Raw genomic sequence first — 22,104 nt, forward strand, 5'->3', positions numbered from 1 at the left:
TAATAGATGAAAAACGGAAGGATGAGGAAGATGAAACTAGTATTAATACGTCATGGCCAAAGTGAATGGAACAAATTGAATTTATTTACAGGTTGGCACGATGTTGATTTATCGGAAGAAGGCGTGATTGAAGCAAAAAATGCTGGAAAACGAATTAAAGAAGCTGGTTTAGAATTCGATGTAGCTTTTACTTCAGTATTAACAAGAGCTATTAAAACATTAAATTTTGTTTTAGAAGAATCCGACCAAATGTGGATTCCAGTAAATAAATCTTGGCGCTTAAACGAGCGACATTACGGAGCACTTCAAGGCCTAAACAAACAGGAAACAGCAGAAAAATATGGAGCAGATCAAGTGCAAAAATGGCGGAGAAGCTATGATACACTACCACCATTATTAGAAGAAAACGACGAAAGACAAGCAAAAAATGATCGTCGCTATCAGCTGCTTGACACACATGCGATTCCATCAGGCGAAAACTTAAAAGTAACATTAGAACGAGTTATTCCTTATTGGATGGATACAATTGCCCCAGAAATTAAAGAAGGAAAGCGCGTTGTTATTGCTGCACACGGTAACAGTTTGCGGGCCTTAGTGAAATTTTTAGAGGGAATCAGCGACGATGAAATAATGGAGTTAGAAATTCCAACAGGTGTACCACTTGTATATGAGTTAAATAATGAATTAAAACCAGTAAATAAATATTACTTGGATAAATAGAAAAAGAGCCTCTTTCTAAGCTTAATAACTTAGAAAGAGGTTCTTTTTTTGAGTACATTACGCACTCTAGCTAACAGAAAGTTGGATGTTTACTTAAAGTCATAAACTTCGCTATCTTTAGGCATTAAGAAAGTGATTAAAATAATGAAGAAGGATAAGCCCGCCCCTAATATAAGAGCTCGTGTCATATCAAATGATACATATAACATGGAAGAAAGAACGAATTCTGCCATTAAAGAAAGGACGAATATCCAAAATACAGTCACCACGTAACGCATCCTTACACCTCATTTCATCTATTTCATAATATATTTTAGCATATAAAACTTGATTATCCAATCAAATCTCTTTAGAAAATAGGATTATCAGCAAATAGAGAGGATTAAGTGAAGCGATGGAGAATATAAATATTAAGAGCTAACAAAACGAATGTCATAATATTGTCAAATGTAAATAGCTATCCACAATTCCTTTCATACAGCCAATTAGCTTGCTTTATGATAAAACTTTCATCAAAAAGTTAGTAAGCTCTCAGATTTAAAATGCTAGAATGTAGAAGGTTAACAGAGACAGAGCCATTTAAATTGGGGGAATTAACTAATTTGGATAGGAAGTGCCGACTGATAATGAAAAAGAAATTCACACAAATTATACTAGCAAGCACAATCGTAAGTTCCACATTTTTACCTTTTGCTCATGCAGAGGAAGCTAAAGCAAGTCAAACTACTACAAGCCAGTCAGGAATGACTTTATCACAACAACAATTTATTCAATCAATAGCAAGCGACGCACAAGATTTACAAAAAGAAGAAAAAATATTGACCAGCGTTACATTAGCACAAGCTATTTTAGAATCTAATTGGGGTAAGAGTGGATTATCAACAACAGGGAATAATTTATTTGGAATTAAAGGAAGCTATAATGGTGAATCTGTTTCGATGGGGACACAAGAATTTAGCGGAGGCAAAGCATACCATACTCAAGCAGATTTCAGAAAATATCCAGATAAGAAAGCATCTTTAGTAGACCATGCACAATTATTTGTTAATGGGGTGTCCGGCAACGCGAATTTATATGCAGCAGTTATAGGAGAGAAGGACTATAAGAAAGCAGCGTATGCTATTCAAGATGCTGGCTATGCGACAGATCCAGCATACGCAGAAAAGCTCATTTCAACCATTGAAAAGTATGATTTAAATAATTATGATAATGTATACGATACGGTAACCTCTACCGAAAAACAGTTAGCTTATGCAGAAATAGCGAATCCACAAGAAACAATTTGGACAAAACCATACAACACTGAAGGCGCTGAAAAAGCAACTGATGCTAAACAATATCAAAATAAATCACTTAGAATTACTGATAAAGCAACGACCAAACAAGGAACTTGGTATAATCTGCAAGACCAAGGTAAACAAATTGGTTGGATTAATAGCAAGGCAGTAAAAGTTTTCTATACCCCTAAAAATGAAACAAATGTAAAACTAGATAAATATGTAACAGATTCGAACCAAAAAATTTATGCATATCCCGTAGAAGATAATTCTAAAGTTATTTCTGCATTAAACGATTATAAGGGTCAGGAGTTAGATATTGATCGTCGTGCAGATGTGAAAAATGAATATTGGTATCGTGTGAAATCAGAGGATGGCAAGATTATTGGTTGGTCTAAAGCTAGCGGATTTGCAGAAAACAACCCAGAAAAAGTTGCGAAATAAAATAAAAATTGCAATCCAATTGCGTAATGAAGAGTTCTCTGTTAAAATTAGGACCAGGTCATAAAAAATATCCAGGAGAAATGAATATTTATCCTGATGTAGGTTGATATGGAGGAGAACACATGAACGCAGGAATTTTAGGAGTAGGTAAATACGTACCTGAAAGAATACTAACAAACTTTGATTTAGAAAAAATGATGGAAACATCTGATGAGTGGATTCGTACACGTACTGGAATTGAAGAAAGAAGAATTGCTCGTGATGATGAATATACGCATGATTTAGCATATGAAGCAGCAAAAGTAGCAATAGAAAATGCCGGATTAACACCAGATGATATTGATTTATTTATTGTAGCAACAGTAACTCAAGAAGCAACTTTCCCATCTGTGGCTAACATCATCCAGGATCGCTTAGGAGCAAAAAATGCAGCTGGGATGGATGTTGAAGCAGCATGTGCCGGATTTACTTTTGGAGTTGTAACAGCTGCTCAATTTATTAAAACAGGTGCTTATAAAAATATCGTTGTTGTAGGTGTAGATAAGTTATCGAAAATCACTAATTGGGATGATCGTGCAACTGCAGTTCTGTTTGGAGACGGAGCTGGTGCGGTTGTAATGGGACCAGTTTCTGATAATCGTGGCTTGCTTTCCTTTGATTTAGGTTCTGATGGTTCAGGTGGTAAATACTTGAACCTAGATGAAAACAAAAAAATCTATATGAATGGACGCGAAGTTTTCCGATTTGCAGTTCGTCAAATGGGAGAAGCATCATTGCGTGTGCTTGAGAGTGCTGGACTTGAAAAAGAAGAATTAGACTTATTAATTCCGCATCAAGCAAATATTCGGATAATGGAAGCTTCTCGTGAACGTTTGAATTTACCAGAAGAAAAATTAATGAAAACTGTCCATAAATATGGTAATACATCTTCATCCTCGATAGCACTAGCTTTAGTTGATGCAGTAGAAGAAGGACGTATTAAAGAGGACGATAATGTGTTGCTCGTTGGATTTGGCGGCGGGTTAACATGGGGCGCTTTAATTATTCGTTGGGGTAAATAACTCACAAACTAAAAAAAGTAAAGTTGTCCTGACAATTATTTTAGTTAGGGCAACTCTTCTTTATTTATGTTATAATAAAACAGGCTTTTGGTTTATTTGTTTTGCACTATTTTTATTTTAAGTAAAGCCTTAATTCTATACTAGCTGCTGTCGATTAGACAGAAGTTGTTTTTTATGAAATGCAAAGATGAGGAGATGAGTAAATGGATAGAAGAAGAGTTGTTGTTACTGGTATTGGAGCCGTTACACCAATTGGAAATGATGCAGAAACTTCCTGGGAAAACGCCAAAAAAGGTGTGAATGGTGTTTCGGAAATGACAAGACTTAATCCGGATGATTTTCCGGTTAAAATTGCAGCAGAATTGAAAGATTTTGATGTTGAAAAATACTTAGAGAAAAAAGAAGCGCGTAAAATGGACCGTTTTACCCATTATGCTATTGCAAGTGCGGAAATGGCTGTACAAGATTCTGGCTTAGTTATTGATGATTCCAATGCTACTCGTGTTGGTGTTTGGATTGGTTCAGGTATTGGCGGCATGGAAACTTTCGAAACACAATTTGAAGTTTTCTTAAATCGTGGTCATCGTCGTGTTAGTCCATTTTTCGTTCCTATGATGATTCCGGATATGGGATCAGGTCAAGTTTCCATTCGTTTTGGAGCAAAAGGCATTAACTCAACAACTGTAACGGCTTGTGCTACTGCTACCAACTCAATTGGGGATGCTTTTAAAGTAATTGAACGTGGAGATGCAGACGCAATGATTACTGGTGGAGCAGAAGCACCAATTACAAAAATGTCTTTAGCAGGATTTACTGCTAACAAAGCATTATCTTTAAACCCAGACCCAGAAACTGCTTGCCGTCCATTTGATAAAGACCGAGATGGCTTTATTATCGGTGAAGGTGCAGGGATCGTTATTTTAGAAGAATATGAACATGCTAAAGCTCGTGGCGCTAAAATCTACGCAGAAGTTGTTGGCTACGGTGCAACTGGTGATGCATACCATATTACTGCTCCAGCTCCAGGTGGTGAAGGTGCAGCTCGTGCTATGAAGATGGCAATTGATGATGCTGGCCTTACTCCAGACAAAGTAGACTATATCAATGCTCACGGAACTAGTACTCCTTATAATGATGAATATGAAACACAAGCAATCAAAACTGTATTTGGTGATTCAGCTAAAAAGTTAGCTATTAGTTCTACTAAATCCATGACTGGGCATACGCTAGGTGCATCTGGTGGAATTGAAGCTATCTTTGCAGTTTTAAGTATTCGTGATAATATTATTGCGCCGACAATTCATTTGAAAAATCAAGATGAAGTTTGTGATTTGGACTATGTTCCGAATGAAGCGCGTGAAAAAGAAGTAAATGTAGCCATGTCCAATTCTTTTGGTTTCGGTGGTCATAATGCAACATTAGTATTTAAAAGAGTTGAAGATTAAAAGAAAAAAAGCTTTACTTCCAAATTGGGAGTAAGGCTTTTTTTGAGCAATAAAATAGCTTTATATTAATAGATGGTATAAAATTAAATTGCACACAACTTAAAAGGAGGAGAACATCATGGTTGCATCCAATCGCATATTAGAAGAACAGCTTTGTTTTTCTGTTTATAATGCATCCAAACAATTTACAAGACTATATCGTGAAGCTTTAGAACCGTTTCAACTAACCTATCCGCAGTACATTAGTTTACTAGTTTTATGGGAAGGGAAAGAATTAATGGTATCTGAACTTGGTGTTAGATTAGGCTTAGATAGTGGAACTCTCACACCAATGTTAAAGCGGATGGAGCATTTAGGTTATGTCACGCGGAATCGTCATCCAAAAGACGAGCGCCGAGTGTACATCAAACTAACAGAAAAAGCGATAAAAATACAACCAGCTGTGCTTGAAAGCGTGGATAGATGCCTTCAACTACTAGATAACAACGAAAAAGAGTACACTCAATTACTTACAAAAATACAAGCATTAACTAATCAATTAGGAGGAATAGAACATGAAAAAACTGTATGAAACATCCGTGATTAACACCGGTGGAAGAAGCGGAGAAGTACACTCACCTGATAATGTATTTTACTTTGATATTGCAGCGCCAAAAGAATTAGGTGGCGATGGCGGTGGAGGAACGAATCCAGAGCAATTATTTGCTGCTGGATATGGCGCTTGTTTTAATAGTGCTTTAGAATTGGTACTTGGAAAAGCAGGTATTGACGCAAAAAGTACAGTAACAGCAACTGTGAGCTTGTATAATGATCCTGAAGATAATGGTTTTAAACTAGGTGTTTTACTAGAAGGTACAATTGAAGGCTTGGATGAAGAAAAAACAGAAGCTTTACTAAAAAAAGCACATGAAGTTTGTCCATATTCGAAGGCAACACGAGGTAACATCGATGTGGAAATTAAAGTGGGCTAATTTACTAATAGATATATATATATATATAGCAAAAACCCGTATGAATAAATACTTTCATACGGGTTTTTGCTATTATTTATTTTCTGCGTTTTCGGCCAAGACCAACGCCATTTTCCATTTTTTTCAAGGTTTTATTAGCTACACGTGCTGCTTTCTCTGCACCTGCATCCAGAATGTCATCAAGCTCTTCTGATTCCAAATACGCATGGTATCGCTCTTGAATCGGAGTAAGTTCAGCAACAACAATTTCTGCTAAATCTGTTTTAAAGTCGCCGTATCCTTTACCTGCATATTTTTTTTCTATACTAGAAATTGTTTCGCCAGTAATAACAGAGTAGATGGTTAATAGATTGGAAATACCGGGTCTTTCTTCTTTGTTATATTCAATAATTCCACTAGAATCAGTAACAGCACTTTTAATTTTTTTAGTGATTGTTGCTGGTGGATCAAGTAAAAAGATAGCATTTTTTAAATTAGCATCTGATTTACTCATTTTCTTTGTTGGATCTTGAAGAGACATTACACGTGCACCTTGTTTAGGTATAAATACTTCTGGCATTGTAAAAATATCGGCATGTTTTTTATTAAACCGTTCTGCTAAATCACGAGTTAATTCAATATGTTGTTTTTGATCTTCACCAACAGGAACTAAATTTGTTTGATAAAGTAAAATATCAGCTGCCATTAAAGGTGGGTAGGTTAATAGCCCAGCACTGACACCAGCTTTCCCATCTGACTTATCTTTAAATTGAGTCATGCGCTCTAATTCACCAATATAAACATTACATTGTAAAATCCAAGCAGCTTGTGCGTGTGCGGCAACTTCTGATTGAATAAATAAGGTAGCTTTTTCAGGGTCAAGTCCAACAGCTAAATACAATGCAGCTAAATTTCTAGTTTGTTGTCGTAACTTTAATCGATCTTGAGGAACTGTAATGGCATGCTCATCGACAATGCAATAAAAACATTCATATTCATCTTGAAACTGACCAAATTGTTTTAAAGCACCAATATAATTCCCTAAAGTTAACTGCCCACTAGGTTGAATTCCGGAAAATATTACTTTTTTCATGTGTATTCCTCCAATTTATTCACTGATTGCGAAAATAAAAAACCGTCCATCCCAACAAATGAATGTTAGGGACGAACGGTTATCCGCGGTGCCACCCTAAGTACCAAAAAGGCTCTTAGCAATAGAAAAACTCTATTAAAGAAGATAACGGTCTTTAGCCGCTATTTGCTACTAAACTTCACAAACAGTCCTCAGAAGTCCATTCGATTTTGCGCTTTATCTGTTTTCACCAACCACAGACTCTCTATTTTAAAAGCAACAAAATGTACTACTCTTCTTATTAACGCATCAGTTATATTACTTAATATTTTATCAGTTTACAAAACAGCTTGTCAATTAAAAAAATAAACATAAAATACTAGACAACATGATTAAGATAGCACTAATTAAGATTCCGGCATATTGAAGTCCAACGAGTTCAGAAAGCATCATATCAGAAAACTCATTCTCTTCTTCCCGTTTAATTTTGCGAGAAATATTTCTAAATCCATTGTGAACCCTGTCCAAAAAACCGCTTCTCATGATATAAACCAATAACCCGACAAGCAAAGTAATTAGTGATACAAGGAAAGAAATATCAATATAACCGCTTAAACTAACTCCATTTTTACCGAAAAGCAGAATTCCAAAAATAATGGCTTCTTGGATTAATGTGTAAATCATGATTCTTAAAAACATTATCTCACCTCTAATTAAAATTCATAATCCACTCTATCATAATTTACCACGAAACACTATATGATAGAAGAAAGCTACCACTCAATGTAAGAAATTTGCTTAGTTAATGGAAAATAACCATCCAGCTGTCTTTACATATTAATTACAGAAGAATCCCATTATATCAACGTTTTTCGAATTTATTACAAAATTTAATTAAATTTTTGGTATTTTTATCTAGACAACAGCCCAAAAAAAGTATATAAATATAATAATCCTTTAAAATTTAAAGGGGTTCGATATTTTTTCTTATACGAAAAAGAAACTTCTTCTTGTATTTCTAGAATTGGCTAAGTTAATTGGAAATTTATCTATGTAAATGGTTATTTTTCTGAAAACTTAATAAAAAGGTTTTGTAAAGTATACATAATTAATTCAAGTTATTGCAAAATAGTGGATAGCGTAACAGTCTCTGTTCAGATTTTTCACGCAATTTCAATTTTGCCATAATATTTTAATAACTTGTATCTTTCATCCTTGTTTTCATTTATCTTGTAAAAATAATTTACAAAGCCAGAATTCTTAGAGTATAATAGGTATCGAAACAATTTTTCAGAAAAATAAAAAAGGGAGGTCTACTTAGTGAAAAAATCTAAATTATTTCTTACACTTGGATTAACACTATTACTAAGCTTAGTCTTGGTAGCATGCGGAGGCGGATCTGATTCCAAATCTGACGACAAAAAAGGCTCAGGCTCAGGTAAAGCTTCAGGAGAACAAGTACTTAACTTAACAGAAAGTGCATTAATTCCTTCTGCAGACAGCACAAAAGCGGATGACCAAGTTGGTTTAAACGTAGTTAACCAAACAAATGAAGGTCTATATGCGCTTAATAAAGATGGTATTCCTGCCATTGCAGGTGCTGCTGAAGAGCCAAAAATAAGTGATGACAAAACAGTTTATACTATCAAACTTCGTGAAGATGCAAAATGGTCAAACGGAGATCCTGTAACTGCAAATGACTATGTTTACTCATGGCGTCGTGCAGTTGACCCTAATACCGCTGCAACATATTCTTACCTATTTGCTGCAATCAAAAACGGTGAAGAAATTGTAGCAGGTACGAAAAAACCTGAAGAATTAGGAATTAAAGCAGTAGATGACTATACTCTAGAAGTTACTCTAGCAAAACCAACTGCATACATTAATTCACTATTTGCATTCCCGACTTTCTTCCCACTTAACGAAAAATTCGTTACAGAAAAAGGCGAAAAATATGCACAAAATAGTGATAACATGTTATTCAACGGACCTTTCGAACTGAAAGATTGGACTGGAACAAATAAAAAATGGACTTACGTAAAAAATGATAGCTACTGGGATAAAGACAAAGTGAAGTTGAAACAAATCAACGTACAAGTTGTTCAAGATTCCGGTACTGGACTTAACCTATACAATACTGACAAAGTAGATCGTACTGTACTAAGTGCTGAATATGCAGCGCAAAACAAAAACAACAAAGATTATGTAACAGTAAATGATTCTTCTACTTTCTATATTAAATACAACCAAAAACGTGCTGGTAAAGATACAGTATTTGCAAACAAAAATATCCGTAAAGCGATATCTCTTGCAATCGACAAACAATCTTATACAGACACAGTTCTAAAAAATGGCTCTAAACCTGCCAACAACCTAGTACCAGAAGGATTTACTTTTGATCCAGGTAACAAAGAAGATTATACAAAAGAATCTGGTCCACATTTGGAATATGATGTAAAAGAAGCACAAAAAGCATGGAAAGCTGGTTTGAAAGAACTTGGAGTTTCTGAAATCACAGTTGAATTCACTAGTGATGATACTGAGAATGCAAGAAAATCTTCTGAATTCCTTCAAGCTCAATTAGAAAAGAATTTAGATGGTCTTACAGTTAAACTGAAAAACGTACCATTTAAAGTTCGTTTACAAAATGACCAAAACCAAGATTATGATTTCTCAATGAGCGGTTGGGGTCCTGACTATCAAGATCCATCCACTTTCCTTGATTTATTCGTAACTGATGGTGCACAAAACAGAATGAGTTATTCTAACAAAGACTACGACAAGATTTTAAATGATGCTTCAGTAACATATGCAGCTGACGATCAAAAACGTTGGGATGAAATGGTTAAAGCAGAACAAATCCTACTTACGGAAGATGTAGCTGTTCAACCACTTTATCAACGTTCTACTGCATACTTGCAAAAAGACTACATTAAAAACTTGCAAAAAAATCCATTTGGTCCTGATTACACTTATAAAGAAACATACTTGACTAAATAAAATAATTAATTAGTCTTTAAGAAAATGCTTAGCGGAAAGAGAGAGTATATTTCGATATGCTCTCTCCTTTTGCTGATGATTTTCATGTGTTATAATTAAAAATTAAAGTTTCCTTTTCTAGATTTTCTAGAACCTAACATTCGAAAAATGAAGTTTTTTTCCTAACTAATTTGCCATGTTGCAATAAAAGTTTAGAAACAAAGAAAAAGGCTCACTAAACTTGCGAATTTGGTTAGGAATAACTTTTTTATATATTTATTTATACTGGGAGGTGCAGAGATAGATGGTTAAATATACGTTAAAAAGAGTATTATATATGCTTATAACGTTATTCATCATAGCTTCAGTTACGTTTGTTCTAATGAAATTCTTACCTGGTACACCTTACCGTAATCAGGAGAAGCTATCCGATGAACAAATTCATATGATGAATGAAAAATACGGACTAAATGATTCAATTCCAGTCCAATATTTTAATTATATGACAAATTTGGTTAAAGGAGACCTAGGTGTTTCTTTCCAACTTGATAATAGACCAGTGTCCGAAATTTTAGGTGCACTAATTGGTCCTTCTGTCCAATTAGCACTAGAGGCAATGGTTTTTGGTGTTATATTTGGGATATTGCTTGGGGTGGTCGCGGCCATGTATCAGAATAGGTGGCCGGATTATACGAGTACATTTATAGCAATATTAGGAAAGTCAGTACCATCGTTTGTTTTTGCGACTGTATTACAATACTGGTTTGGAGCAAAATTACAATGGTTCCCAGTAGCCGGATGGGGGACTTTTGCAGATACGATTCTGCCGGCATTTGCGTTAGCGATGTTCCCACTTGCAACAGCAGCCCGATTTATGAGAACAGAACTAATTGATGTTTTTGCATCTGACTATGTTTTATTAGCTAAGGCAAAAGGGAATAGCCGCACTGAAGTAGCAATAAAACATGCGATTCGTAATGCACTTATTCCTTTAATTACCGTTTTAGGACCATTGTCAGTTGCACTAATGACTGGTTCTCTAGTTATTGAAAATATTTACAGTATTCCAGGTATTGGTAGTCAATTTGTATCTTCCATTCAAACGAATGATTATCCAGTTATTATGGGGACTACATTACTATTTGCTGTTATGTTAGTATTTATTATCTTAGTAGTGGATATTCTTTACGGATTAATTGATCCACGAATCCGTGTGTCTGGAGGTAGAAAATAATGGCAGAACACAAAATTGCAAAAGAAAGATTTCAACCAGCGCACATTCTTGAAGCAGAAGCAGAGAAAATTAATCGACCAAGTTTAACTTTTATACAAGATTCTTGGCTTCGAATTCGTAAAAATAGAGCGGCCTTAGTTTCACTTATTGTTTTAGCGCTTGTAGTTATTATGGCGATTATTGGTCCTTATTTATCACAAAACTTAGGTCCAGAGCATAATGTAAATAGACAAATTACTGAAAATGCGAGTCTTCCACCAAAAGTTCAAGGGTTTGATAATATGCCATTTTGGAATGGTCATCAATCAATTGGTGGGGAAGATGTCGATATTTATAAACAAAATAATATTAAAGAAGGCACATACTACTGGTTAGGTAGTGATACGCTAGGTCGTGACCAATTTGCTCGTATTTGGGCTGGTACACGAGTATCTCTTATTATTGCAGTTGTTGCAGCTCTATGTGACCTTGTAATTGGGGTTGCTTACGGTTTGATTTCTGGCTACATTGGAGGTCGTGTTGATAACTTTATGCAACGTGTACTAGAAGTTATTGGTGCAATTCCAAACTTAGTAGTTGTTATTTTAATGATGTTAATATTGGATCCAGGAATGCTTTCAATCATCATTGCAATTGCGATAACGAGTTGGATAACCATGGCCAGGGTAGTCAGGGGACAAGTCTTAAAACTGAAAAACCAAGAATTTGTTATGGCTTCTATGACATTAGGTGAATCAACACCAAAAATTCTTATAAAACACTTAATACCAAATATTTCTGGGATTATTATCATTAATATTATGTTTAGTATTCCTAGTGCGATTTTCTTTGAAGCCTTTTTAAGCTTTATTGGATTAGGTCTTCCAGCGCCAGCCGCATCTCTAGGGGTCTTGGTTAATGATGGATATAAAACATTACAAGTATTGCCGTATATGATACTTTATCCATGTATCGTGTTATGTATTGTCATGATTGCATTTAACCTGATTGCAGACGGCTTACGCGATGCCTTTGATCCTAAAATGCGCGATTAAAAGAGAGGTGAGGAATTATGGAAAAGCTATTAGAAGTGAAAGATTTAAATATTTCATTCCACACATATGCTGGAGAAGTAAAGGCTATTCGTGGAGTTAATTTTGATTTGTATAAAGGTGAAACATTAGCGATTGTTGGAGAATCTGGTTCTGGTAAATCAGTTACAACAAAATCAATTATGCGTTTACTTCCAGAAGGTAATTCAGAAATTAAAAGTGGTCAAATCTTGTTTAATGGAATGGATATTGCTAAAGCACACGAAAAAGAAATGCAAAAAATTCGTGGAAAAGATATAGCAATGATTTTCCAAGATCCAATGACATCACTAAATCCTACGATGACAATTGGAAAACAAATTTCTGAACCACTTATTAAGCACCAAAAGATTAGCAAATCAGAAGCTCGTAAAACAGCATTACGCCTGCTTCAATTAGTTGGAATTCCAAATGCAGAAGAACGAATTAAACAATATCCTCACCAATTTTCTGGTGGGATGCGTCAACGTGTTGTTATTGCAATTTCGCTTGCTTGTAATCCGCAAATTTTGATTGCTGATGAACCAACAACGGCACTAGATGTAACAATTCAAGCTCAAATTTTAGATTTAATGAAAGATTTACAGAAAAAAATTGATACATCAATTATTTTCATTACCCATGACCTTGGTGTTGTAGCAAACGTTGCAGATCGAGTTGCTGTTATGTATGGTGGTAAAATTGTAGAAATTGGAACAGTAGATGAAATTTTCTATAATCCACAACATCCATATACTTGGGGACTGATTAGTTCTATGCCTACACTGGATACAGATGATGAAGAACTATTTGTTATTCCAGGTACGCCTCCTGATTTGCTACACCCTCCAAAAGGAGATGCATTTGCTGCACGTAATAAATATGCGATGCAAATTGACCTTGAAGAAGAGCCACCACTATTTAAGGTGTCTGATACACATTATGCGGCTACATGGTTACTTCACCCAGATGCACCTGAAGTAACGCCTCCTGATGCTGTACTACGTCGCCAAGAACAGTTTGCGGAACTTCATCCTGGCATGCAAGCTGTCCATGCGAAAGGGGTAGAAGTAGAATGACAGAACAAAAGGAAAAATTATTAGAAATTCATAATCTAAAGCAATATTTTAATCAGGGGACTGCAAGTGAAGTACGTGCTGTTGATGATATTTCTTTTGATATTTATAAAGGTGAAACACTAGGTTTAGTAGGTGAATCTGGTTGTGGTAAGTCAACTACTGGTCGTACTATAATCCGTTTATATGATGCTACTGGCGGAGAAGTTATTTATAATGGTAAAGATGTGCATGCACGTAAAAACCGTAAAGAAATGCTTGAATTCCGCCGTAAAATGCAAATGATTTTCCAAGATCCATATGCGTCATTAAATCCGCGTATGAAAGTAAAAGATATTATTGCAGAAGGTATCCGTATTCATGGACTTGCTAAAACGCCGGAAGATACAAATCAACAAGTATATGATTTGCTTGAAACGGTTGGTTTAAGTAAAGAACACGCTGGTCGTTATCCTCATGAGTTTTCTGGTGGTCAACGTCAACGTATTGGGATTGCCCGCGCGCTTGCTGTTCAACCTGAATTTATCATTGCTGATGAACCTATTTCGGCTCTTGATGTATCTATCCAAGCACAAGTAGTTAACTTATTACGCCAATTGCAAAAAGAAAAAAATCTAACATACCTATTTATTGCCCATGATTTATCAATGGTTAAATATATTAGTGACCGAATCGGCGTAATGTATTTTGGTAAATTGGTAGAGTTAGCACCGGCAAATGATTTATATCATGCGCCATTACATCCTTATACAGAATCGCTTTTATCCGCAATTCCTCTACCAGATCCAAATTATGAACGGACTCGTGTGCGTAAAGCATATGATCCAACTACTCATAATTATAAAGATGGCGATGAAATTAAAATGCGTGAAATTGCTCCTGGACATTTTGTTTATTGTTCAGAAGAAGAAGAAGTAATGTATAAAGAAAAACATGCTAAATTATCAGCAGCTACTAAATAATGAATAAGCCTTCATTGAATATTATTTCGATGAAGGTTTTTTTATAGGAAATTGAAATTTCTCATCGAATTCTCATAAAAAAGCTATTTTTTTCATGTGATTTTAGTTTAAACAAGTTATAGTAGGGGTATCATATACATAACGGCTTGCTAACAATGGTTTTACATATTTGGAAAGAAAAAATTTAAAAATAGTATATAGAATTTCACAAAATTAGTGTATAATGAAGTGTAAGTTCTTTAATGAATTTTCCAAATAGAGATATTGCTAGAATTTCGTTATATGAATGAAACAATACCCGATAAGGAGTGTGAATGTCTAATGGTAACGTTATACACTTCACCTAGTTGCACATCTTGCCGAAAAGCTCGTGCATGGTTGGAAGAACATGATATCCCTTATAAGGAAAGAAACATTTTTTCTGAGCCACTTAGTTTGGATGAAATTAAAGAAATTCTTCGTATGACTGAGGACGGAACAGATGAAATTATTTCCACTCGTTCAAAAACTTTCCAAAAGTTGAACGTGGATTTAGATAGCCTTCCTTTGCAACAACTATTTGAATTAATCCAGAAAAATCCTGGCTTATTACGACGTCCTATCATTATTGATGAGAAACGTTTGCAAGTTGGGTACAATGAAGATGAAATTCGCCGTTTCTTACCGCGCCGAGTACGCACGTATCAATTACGTGAAGCGCAAAAAATGGTTAACTAAGATTGATAAAAGTGGTTGCCGAGGATTCCATTCAATTGGATTCTTGGCGCTTTTTTTGTAATTCGAGTTATTGTTCTTGTATTTTTTTAGTTTTTCAGCTAATATAGTAATCCACCATGAAAATTCAAGAAAAAATGGTGGTACTATTTTCTATTATGAGCTACAATGAATTTAACCAATTAAGTTTTACCCTTCATTGTCAAAGACTAACTAGGAAGGGAGAGTGTGACGATGGAAATTGAACGAATTAATGAAGATACTATCAAGTTTTATATCTCTTATCTGGATTTAGAAGAGCGAGGTTTTAACCAAGAAGACGTTTGGTATGACCGCGAGAAAAGTGAAGAACTTTTCTGGGATATGATGGATGAGCTAAAATATGAAGAAGAGTTCTCTCCAGAAGGTCCGCTCTGGATACAAGTCCAAGCTTTAAAACATGGTTTAGAAGTATTTGTAACAAAAGCTACAATTGGTGGAAAAGGTGAAGGTGGCTTCGATGTCACACTTAATTCCCCAGATGAGCTTGCAGAAGAAAAAATCGAAAAACTACTCGAAGAAAACTTCAATCCAGTGAAGAAAGAAATGCTTGGAGAAGATGATACGTTAGAGTTTATTTTAGAGTTCCGTGATTTTGAGGATGTTATTTCTTTATCACGTGCGACAGGATTAGAAAATCTGGTAACGAAACTTTATTCTTATCAAGAGAAGTATTATTTGAATGTAGAATTTCCTGAAAATAAGTATGATGAATCCAACATTGACAATGCCGTTAGTATTTTGCTTGAGTACGGTTTAGAGTCGAATTTAACTGGTTATATGCTAGCAGAATATGGCAAAATCATTTTTGACGTACCTGCATTACAGCAAGTAAGACAATACTTTTAAATCAATATTTTAAGACCCGTTTTGGCTGAAAAAACAGCTAGACGGGTCTTTTTTATGATTTTAAAAAATTAGCAGGAAAATGGTTAGCTGTTGTCGAATAATATTAGTAAAGAGCTAATAGGAGTGTGTAGATTATGTTTACAGCAAGAAACGACCAAGGAGAAACATTTACTATTACTAAAATGAATGTAGCACGTATTCGACAAGAAAATCAATTGTTTTGTAAGGCTTGCTCAAGTCCGGTGATGATTAAAGCTGGTGAAATTAAAATACCACATTTTGCACATGAAAAATCAACTAAATGTGCTTTTGCTTCAGAAGGTGAAAGTGAGCAACATTTGCTTGCTAAAAGCCAACTTATGTCCTGGTTTTGTTATCAAGGTATTCCGATTACAGTAGAATGTTACTTTCCAAAGATTGCTAGACAAGCAGATGTGTTTGTTAACAATAAGTCAGTAATTGAATTTCAGTGTTCCTCCATCCCAATAAGTGAGATGATTAGACGCACAATGGATTATGTATCGATTGGTTTAGATGTACACTGGATACTAGGACAAAGTGTAAAAACAGTGAAAGGACGAATTTATCTAACGGCATTCCAACTAGCGTTTTTACAAGTAGACTCACAATTAGGCTATCATTTTTGGCATTATTCTCCTGAAAAAGAAATTTTTACATTATATTACCACCTAACATTTGAAAAAAGAAATGCTTTCTTTGCTAGTGAGATGCAATTTTCACTAAAAGAAAATTTAAATGAATGTAAACAAAAAATCAGTCGAATTATTTCAAGACATACTTATGTAAAAAGAGATCGATTGCTTGAACGCGAGAAAATTTGTTTTTATTATGCTAAATTTAAAAAACATGGTCAGTTTATGAAAAGAGTGTATAATGCAGGTTATTATTTGCATTATTTGCCAAAAGAAATTGGTGTGGATTTAGAATCTCAATTCTTAGTAATTACACCTGCTATAGAATGGCAATTTGATTTATGGGATATTTTTTTTAATAGGCTTGAAAAAGATGATACATTTAGTGAAGTTTATTTTTTAGAAAAATTTCAGTTAGTAGTTAAAAAAGTGCATACAATTTGGCTCCCATCTGATGAATACTTAAAATTAGGAAAAGCTTATCTATCTTATTTAATTCAGGTGGGAGTTCTTTCCACAATTCCAGATAATCGCTACCGAGTAAAACGTGTAATGGCATGCATCCATAAATCAGTTTCAGAACTTTAATCATCTGTTTTGCTTTTTTAGTTATTTTAGCTCATAATAAAATCAAAATGACTATGGTTGGGAGTTTTTAATAATGAGTAAAACAAATGCATTACCATTAAGAGAAGAAGTACCGAAAAAATTAACATGGGATTTAACCACAATTTATGCAAGTGATGAAGCTTGGGAAGAAGCTTTTGTTGAATGTCAACAAGTAGCAGAAGAGAGTACTAAATATAAAGGGAGGCTAGCAGAAAGTAGCCAAACACTTTTTGAAGCGCTACAATTTCGTGATAAGGCATATGATTTAATTAGTAATTTATATGTATACGCGCATTTAAAAATGGATCAAGATACAGCTAATGCAAAGTACCAAGGATTATATAGTCGAGCAGGGAGTTTAGTTACAAAACTGATGTCTGCTTTATCGTATTATGATCCAGAAATTTTAGCTATGGATGAAAATATTTTAAAACAGTTCTTGGAAGAAAATAAAGATTTACAATTATATGCACATCTTTTAGAAGAGCTAAATTTAAGCCGACCTTATATTTTAAGTGAGAAAGAAGAAGCGCTACTTGCCAATGCTGGTGAAGTGCTTGGAAGTTCATCAAATACATTTAATACACTAAATAATGCTGATTTGAAATTCCCGATTATTCGAGATGAAGATGGAGAAGAGATAGAAATTACGCACGGTCGGTTTGGCAAGTTACTTGAAAGTAATGATCCACGTGTTCGCAGAGAGGCTTTTTTAGGTGTATATTCTGTTTATGAAGGTTTGAAAAATACGCTTGCTTCCACACTAAATGGTCAAGTGAAGAAATCTAATTTTTATGCTTCTACTCGTGGTTATCAATCAGCACGAGAAGCAGCACTTTCCGGTAATCATATTCCAGAAACAGTATATGATTCCTTGCTTAAATCTGTAAATGAAAATGCTAATTTGCTTCATCGTTATGTGAAACTTCGTAAAGAGTTATTAGGCCTAGAAGAATTGCACATGTATGATCTTTATACACCACTTTCCGATGATGTTAATTTGGAATTCACTTATGAAGAAGCAAAGGAACTTGTATTAGAGGCGTTGAAACCACTAGGTGAAGAGTATCAAGCCATTTTGAAAGAAGCTTTTGATAGTCGGTGGATTGATGTTGTGGAAAATAAAGGTAAACGTAGTGGTGCCTATTCTTCGGGTTCATATAGTACAAATCCTTATATTTTATTGAATTGGCAGGATAATATTAATAATGTATATACTCTGGCGCATGAGCTTGGTCATAGTGTGCATAGTTACTATACTAGAAAAAATCAACCGTTTGTTTATGGTGATTATTCGATTTTCTTAGCAGAAGTGGCTTCAACAACTAATGAAAACCTTTTAACAGACTACTTGTTGAAAAAATATGAGGATCCAAAAGTGCGTGCTTATTTATTGAATCATTATTTAGATGGATTTAAAGGAACTGTTTTCCGTCAGACACAGTTTGCTGAATTTGAGCATGCAATTCATCAAGCGGATCAAAATGGTGTGGCGTTAACTGCAGACTATTTAACAGAAACTTACTTTGATATTAATAAAAAATATTATGGTGAGGCCATGGTTTATGATAATGAAATTGGTTATGAATGGTCGCGAATTCCGCATTTCTATATGAATTATTATGTTTTCCAATATGCAACAGGATTTTCGGCAGCTTCAGCTCTTAGTGCAAAAATTTTAACAGAAGGCCCAACTGCTGTAACGGCATATATTGACTTTTTGAAAGCGGGAAGTTCAGATTTCCCTATCGATGTACTTAAAAAAGCTGGCGTTGATATGGCTACTCCTGATCCAGTAGATGATGCATTAAAAGTGTTTGCTCAACGACTTGATGAGTTAGAAAAACTTGTTAAGTAAGTATAGCTTCTTAAAAGGGTATAAAAGTTTAACTTAAACTTTTATACCTTTTTTAATTTGATTAGTGTAGACGGAGCTTCGAAATATAAAAATAACTATGTGAACTATTGAATTAAAGTGATTTATATGGTATATTATAACCGTGAAATAAATCACAAACAAATACCCCCTTTATTTGATTGTGTGAATTTCTCCTTTTGATTGCGCTGTAAGAAGCCGTGGCATTGTGCTACGGCTTTTTACGTTATCAACATGAATTTACAAAAAAGGCAGGGGTAAAATGATAATAGAGGATAAAAAGTTATTAAAAGAAGTGCTTCTTTTTGCGAAAAATGTAGATACAAAGATTAATGATATGTCGCTAGAGGTTATTGATTTTGGAGAACTTCGAAAATATACAAAAAATGAGGTGTTACTTACACTTTATTGGTTAGAGGAAAATGGTTATTTGGCGCGAAATAATAGGATTACAGAGAAACGCTATTCTTTAACGCTAAAAGGGGAACTATTGTTTGAACAATTTTCTAATGAAGAATAAATAAAATGAAACCATGGATATGTAAGTTAAATCCATGGTTTTTTTGTGCTTTCTTAAAAAAGGAAATGAAAATACAGTTGACAATGATAATCATTATCAATTAAACTGGTAATTAGCAAATGAAGTTACATACTTATACTTCACAAATTTTGTGGAGGATTTTTATAACGAATATTTTTTATTAAAGAAGGGAGATAAAAGTATGAAGAAGATAGTAATTTTGGTTGCGTTTGTTTTTTTGTTTAGTTTTTCTTTTCTTTCTAGTGGTAATACGGCTCAGGCAGCACTAAAGGATGGGGACTATTCGGTTAATTATACGGTGCTTCAAGGTGATAGTGATTCTGTATCAATGGCAAATGACTATTTTGATAAACCAGCAACTATAACGGTAAATGGAGGGAAGTCTACCGTTAACTTGCAAATAAATCATAGCAAATGGATTACAGGATTATGGGTAGAAGGCAGTTCGGTTAGCGAAATTTCAAAAAGTGCTGCCGATGATACTAGAAAAGTGCAATTTCCAGTATCGAGTTTAAGTAGTCCTGTGAATGCAAAAATTAAAGTAGACATTGATGATGATGGTCTTAATTATCATCATGAGTATCAAATTCAATTACGCTTTGACGAAAGTTCAGCAAAATCACTTGCAACTGCAGTAAAGTCATCAGATAACGATAAAACAACAGAAGTACCATCAAGTAATGAAACAAAAACAGAAGTAGCAAACCCAAAATCTAGTGATTCTAGTCAAATGTACTTATATGGAATTATTTTTGTTGCAGCAGGAATTGGTTTAGTTCTACTTAAAAGGAAAGCTAGTTTTAAATAAAAGGGGGATTACTATGAAGAAACTATGGAGAAAAGGTTTAGTATCACTACTAACGTTGATGCTTATTTTTCAAATGATACCTGGCTTTTCAGTTGATGCAGCTGACTCAAGACTGAAAGATGGCGGAGAATACCAGGTTCAAGTGAATTTTTATAAAGATAATACTGGAAAGACAACAAAAGAATCTTCTGAAGCGGATAAATATATTAATCATACAGCAACAATTAAAGTGGAAAATGGTCAACCTTATATGTACTTAACGATTACTAATAGTACTTTTTGGCAAACAATGGCGGTTTCAAAAGATGGGACTCGTCCAGCAAAACCTGCCCAAGCGGAAGTATATCAGGATAGTTATCAAGATGTACAAACAGTTAGTTCGAATACAACCGATAATACGCGTGTGGAGAAATTTAAGCTAAGTTCTCTTGATGAGATTATTTTTTCCTATATGCATATTAAAGTAGATGCAATTAATTATGATCACTGGTACCAAGTAGATTTGACCATTAATCCAAGTAGTTTGAAAGTTATTTCAGAGTCAACTACAGCAACACCAGAGACACTTTCAGATGGGAATTATACGATTCCTTTTGTAGCTAAAAAAGCAAATGATGATGCTAATTCAAGTATGCAAAATTATTTTGAGAATCCTGCTTGGTTGAAAGTGAAAAATGGTAAGAAAACAATAGCGATGACTATTAATGACAATAAGACAGTGACTGCTCTAAAAACACAATTAGCTGGTTCTTTACAAGATGTAAAAGTAATTTCAGAGGATACAGCAGCAAATACAAGAATCATTGAATTCGAAGTAGAGGATTTAAATCAACCACTTGCAGCACATGTTAATTACGAGGCTCCCTTTAATGGTTCTGTTTATAAAGGACAAGCTGATTTCCGTTATGTTTTTGATACAACAAAGGCTGTCGCTGCTAGTTCTTATCCCGGAGCAGATGTGACACCTCCTATAGTAGAAGAAGAAAAACCAAAGCCACCTGTAACAAAACCAGATCCAAAGCCAACAAATCCACCAGTGACATCTCCTACATTACCAAATAAGCCTGTAAAAGTGGATCCGAAAAAATTAGTAAATAATCATACGTATTCAATCGATTTTGATGTATTTAAAGATGGAACGTCGGAAACTTCTATGATGGAAAGTTATATAATGAAACCTGCTGTGATAAAAGTGGAAAATAACCAGCCATATGTTTACCTAACTTTAACTAATAGTAGTTGGATTAAAACGTTCCAGTATAAGCAAAATGGTGTTTGGAAAGATATGGAAGTAGTTTCTGGGGATATAAATAAGAATACTAGAACTGTAAAATATCCTGTAAAAGATGGAGCAGCAAGTACGGATGTGAAAACCCATGTTTTAATTGAAGATATGCCAGGGTTTGCTTATGACCATGAGTATATTGTTCAAGTAAAACTTAACGAAGCGACCATTAAAGATACGACAGGAACAAATGTGACTTTGAAAGAACCTGTGAAAAATGAGCTATTAAATACAGAAAATGTGACTAATAATGCTAGCCCTAAACTAGCTAAGCCAGATTTTAATGATACGAAAAACATTCAAAAATCTGTTACTAAAGATAAAACAGAGAAAAACGCTAAAACAAGTGATAGCTCTAGTATGACATGGTATATTACTTTATTTGTAGTTTCCTTCCTTTATTTAGCTTATCGCTTAAAACGTAAAAGAATAAGTTAATAAAACTGGTAATAGCGAGTTAG

Annotated in this window: 21 protein-coding genes and 1 other annotated feature; of the genes, 18 read left to right on the forward strand and 3 right to left on the reverse strand. The window is 34.5% G+C overall.

The genetic code is table 11. From position 1 onward, the window contains the following. The first annotated feature begins 30 nt into the window (after positions 1-30). The gene (gene gpmA / locus HCJ45_RS07050; RefSeq protein WP_185381076.1) at positions 31-720 is read left to right on the forward strand and encodes a 2,3-diphosphoglycerate-dependent phosphoglycerate mutase; all 690 of its coding nucleotides are present in this window, start codon (positions 31-33) and stop codon (positions 718-720) included. 89 nt (positions 721-809) lie between these two features. On the opposite strand, the gene HCJ45_RS07055 is transcribed toward gpmA, so the two are convergent. Next, positions 810-998, reverse strand: coding sequence for a YjzD family protein (locus HCJ45_RS07055; protein WP_185346705.1), 189 nt, complete (start codon positions 996-998; stop codon positions 810-812). A 324-nt stretch (positions 999-1,322) separates the two neighbouring features. Here HCJ45_RS07055 and HCJ45_RS07060 point away from each other — a divergent pair, with 324 nt between their 5' ends. The 5 genes from HCJ45_RS07060 (at position 1,323) to HCJ45_RS07080 (ending at position 5,918) form a co-directional block, all read left to right on the forward strand. Continuing rightward, positions 1,323-2,441, forward strand: coding sequence for a GW domain-containing glycosaminoglycan-binding protein (locus HCJ45_RS07060; RefSeq protein ID WP_187124332.1), 1,119 nt, complete (start codon positions 1,323-1,325; stop codon positions 2,439-2,441). Positions 2,442-2,563: 122 nt separating this feature from the next. Further along, positions 2,564-3,502: a 3-oxoacyl-ACP synthase III FabH gene (fabH, locus tag HCJ45_RS07065; RefSeq protein ID WP_187124333.1), complete on the forward strand. Its 939-nt coding sequence runs from the start codon at positions 2,564-2,566 to the stop codon at positions 3,500-3,502. A 203-nt stretch (positions 3,503-3,705) separates the two neighbouring features. Next, entirely contained in the window at positions 3,706-4,947 is a 1,242-nt protein-coding gene (gene fabF, locus HCJ45_RS07070) for a beta-ketoacyl-ACP synthase II (protein WP_187124334.1), read from the forward strand. Positions 4,948-5,065: 118 nt separating this feature from the next. After that, entirely contained in the window at positions 5,066-5,518 is a 453-nt protein-coding gene (locus HCJ45_RS07075; RefSeq protein WP_187124335.1) for a MarR family winged helix-turn-helix transcriptional regulator, read from the forward strand. Then, on the forward strand, positions 5,502-5,918 hold the full coding sequence (locus tag HCJ45_RS07080; RefSeq protein ID WP_187124336.1) for an organic hydroperoxide resistance protein: 417 nt from the start codon (positions 5,502-5,504) through the stop codon (positions 5,916-5,918). The genes HCJ45_RS07075 and HCJ45_RS07080 overlap by 17 nt, the downstream gene beginning before the upstream one ends. Positions 5,919-5,994: 76 nt before the next feature. On the opposite strand, the gene trpS is transcribed toward HCJ45_RS07080, so the two are convergent. Together trpS and HCJ45_RS07090 are read right to left on the reverse strand one after the other, a co-directional pair. Further along, positions 5,995-6,990 carry a tryptophan--tRNA ligase gene (gene trpS, locus HCJ45_RS07085; protein ID WP_185346717.1) on the reverse strand — a complete coding sequence of 332 codons (996 nt, stop codon included), beginning with the start codon at positions 6,988-6,990 and terminating at the stop codon, positions 5,995-5,997. 64 nt (positions 6,991-7,054) lie between these two features. Next, positions 7,055-7,283 (reverse strand) — a binding site (T-box leader). 43 nt (positions 7,284-7,326) lie between these two features. Further along, the gene (locus HCJ45_RS07090; RefSeq protein WP_187124337.1) at positions 7,327-7,668 is read right to left on the reverse strand and encodes a DUF3899 domain-containing protein; all 342 of its coding nucleotides are present in this window, start codon (positions 7,666-7,668) and stop codon (positions 7,327-7,329) included. 621 nt (positions 7,669-8,289) lie between these two features. On the opposite strand from HCJ45_RS07090, the gene HCJ45_RS07095 reads away from it, so the two are divergent. The 12 genes from HCJ45_RS07095 to HCJ45_RS07150 all read left to right on the forward strand — a co-directional run bounded on the left by HCJ45_RS07095 (position 8,290) and on the right by HCJ45_RS07150 (position 22,081). Continuing rightward, positions 8,290-9,969, forward strand: a complete 1,680-nt coding sequence (locus HCJ45_RS07095; protein WP_111143480.1) for a peptide ABC transporter substrate-binding protein — start codon at positions 8,290-8,292, stop codon at positions 9,967-9,969. 283 nt (positions 9,970-10,252) lie between these two features. Then, positions 10,253-11,182 carry an oligopeptide ABC transporter permease gene (gene opp3b, locus HCJ45_RS07100; protein WP_185346723.1) on the forward strand — a complete coding sequence of 310 codons (930 nt, stop codon included), beginning with the start codon at positions 10,253-10,255 and terminating at the stop codon, positions 11,180-11,182. Continuing rightward, complete coding sequence (opp3C, locus tag HCJ45_RS07105; protein WP_187124338.1) at positions 11,182-12,216, forward strand: oligopeptide ABC transporter permease; 1,035 nt, start codon at positions 11,182-11,184, stop codon at positions 12,214-12,216. The genes opp3b and opp3C overlap by 1 nt, the downstream gene beginning before the upstream one ends. A 17-nt stretch (positions 12,217-12,233) precedes the next feature. After that, on the forward strand, positions 12,234-13,310 hold the full coding sequence (locus tag HCJ45_RS07110) for an ABC transporter ATP-binding protein (RefSeq protein WP_038407752.1): 1,077 nt from the start codon (positions 12,234-12,236) through the stop codon (positions 13,308-13,310). Next, positions 13,307-14,269 carry an ABC transporter ATP-binding protein gene (locus HCJ45_RS07115; RefSeq protein WP_187124339.1) on the forward strand — a complete coding sequence of 321 codons (963 nt, stop codon included), beginning with the start codon at positions 13,307-13,309 and terminating at the stop codon, positions 14,267-14,269. Before HCJ45_RS07110 ends, HCJ45_RS07115 begins: the two co-directional genes overlap by 4 nt. 321 nt (positions 14,270-14,590) lie before the next feature. Beyond that, entirely contained in the window at positions 14,591-14,986 is a 396-nt protein-coding gene (gene spxA, locus HCJ45_RS07120; RefSeq protein ID WP_003720569.1) for a transcriptional regulator SpxA, read from the forward strand. A gap of 231 nt (positions 14,987-15,217) precedes the next feature. Beyond that, complete coding sequence (mecA, locus tag HCJ45_RS07125; protein WP_187124340.1) at positions 15,218-15,871, forward strand: adaptor protein MecA; 654 nt, start codon at positions 15,218-15,220, stop codon at positions 15,869-15,871. Between the two features lie 134 nt (positions 15,872-16,005). Beyond that, on the forward strand, positions 16,006-17,112 hold the full coding sequence (locus tag HCJ45_RS07130) for a competence protein CoiA family protein (protein ID WP_187124341.1): 1,107 nt from the start codon (positions 16,006-16,008) through the stop codon (positions 17,110-17,112). A 73-nt stretch (positions 17,113-17,185) separates the two neighbouring features. Next, entirely contained in the window at positions 17,186-18,991 is a 1,806-nt protein-coding gene (pepF, locus tag HCJ45_RS07135) for an oligoendopeptidase F (RefSeq protein ID WP_187124342.1), read from the forward strand. Positions 18,992-19,271: 280 nt separating this feature from the next. Then, on the forward strand, positions 19,272-19,529 hold the full coding sequence (locus HCJ45_RS07140) for a DUF3116 family protein (RefSeq protein ID WP_185346734.1): 258 nt from the start codon (positions 19,272-19,274) through the stop codon (positions 19,527-19,529). A gap of 202 nt (positions 19,530-19,731) precedes the next feature. Continuing rightward, positions 19,732-20,358: a heme uptake protein IsdC gene (isdC, locus tag HCJ45_RS07145; protein WP_187124343.1), complete on the forward strand. Its 627-nt coding sequence runs from the start codon at positions 19,732-19,734 to the stop codon at positions 20,356-20,358. Between the two features lie 13 nt (positions 20,359-20,371). Next, positions 20,372-22,081, forward strand: a complete 1,710-nt coding sequence (locus tag HCJ45_RS07150; RefSeq protein ID WP_187124344.1) for an NEAT domain-containing protein — start codon at positions 20,372-20,374, stop codon at positions 22,079-22,081. Positions 22,082-22,104: the final 23 nt, after the last annotated feature.

The organism is Listeria immobilis, from assembly GCF_014322845.1.
Taxonomy (GTDB): Bacteria; Bacillota; Bacilli; order Lactobacillales; family Listeriaceae; genus Listeria; species Listeria immobilis.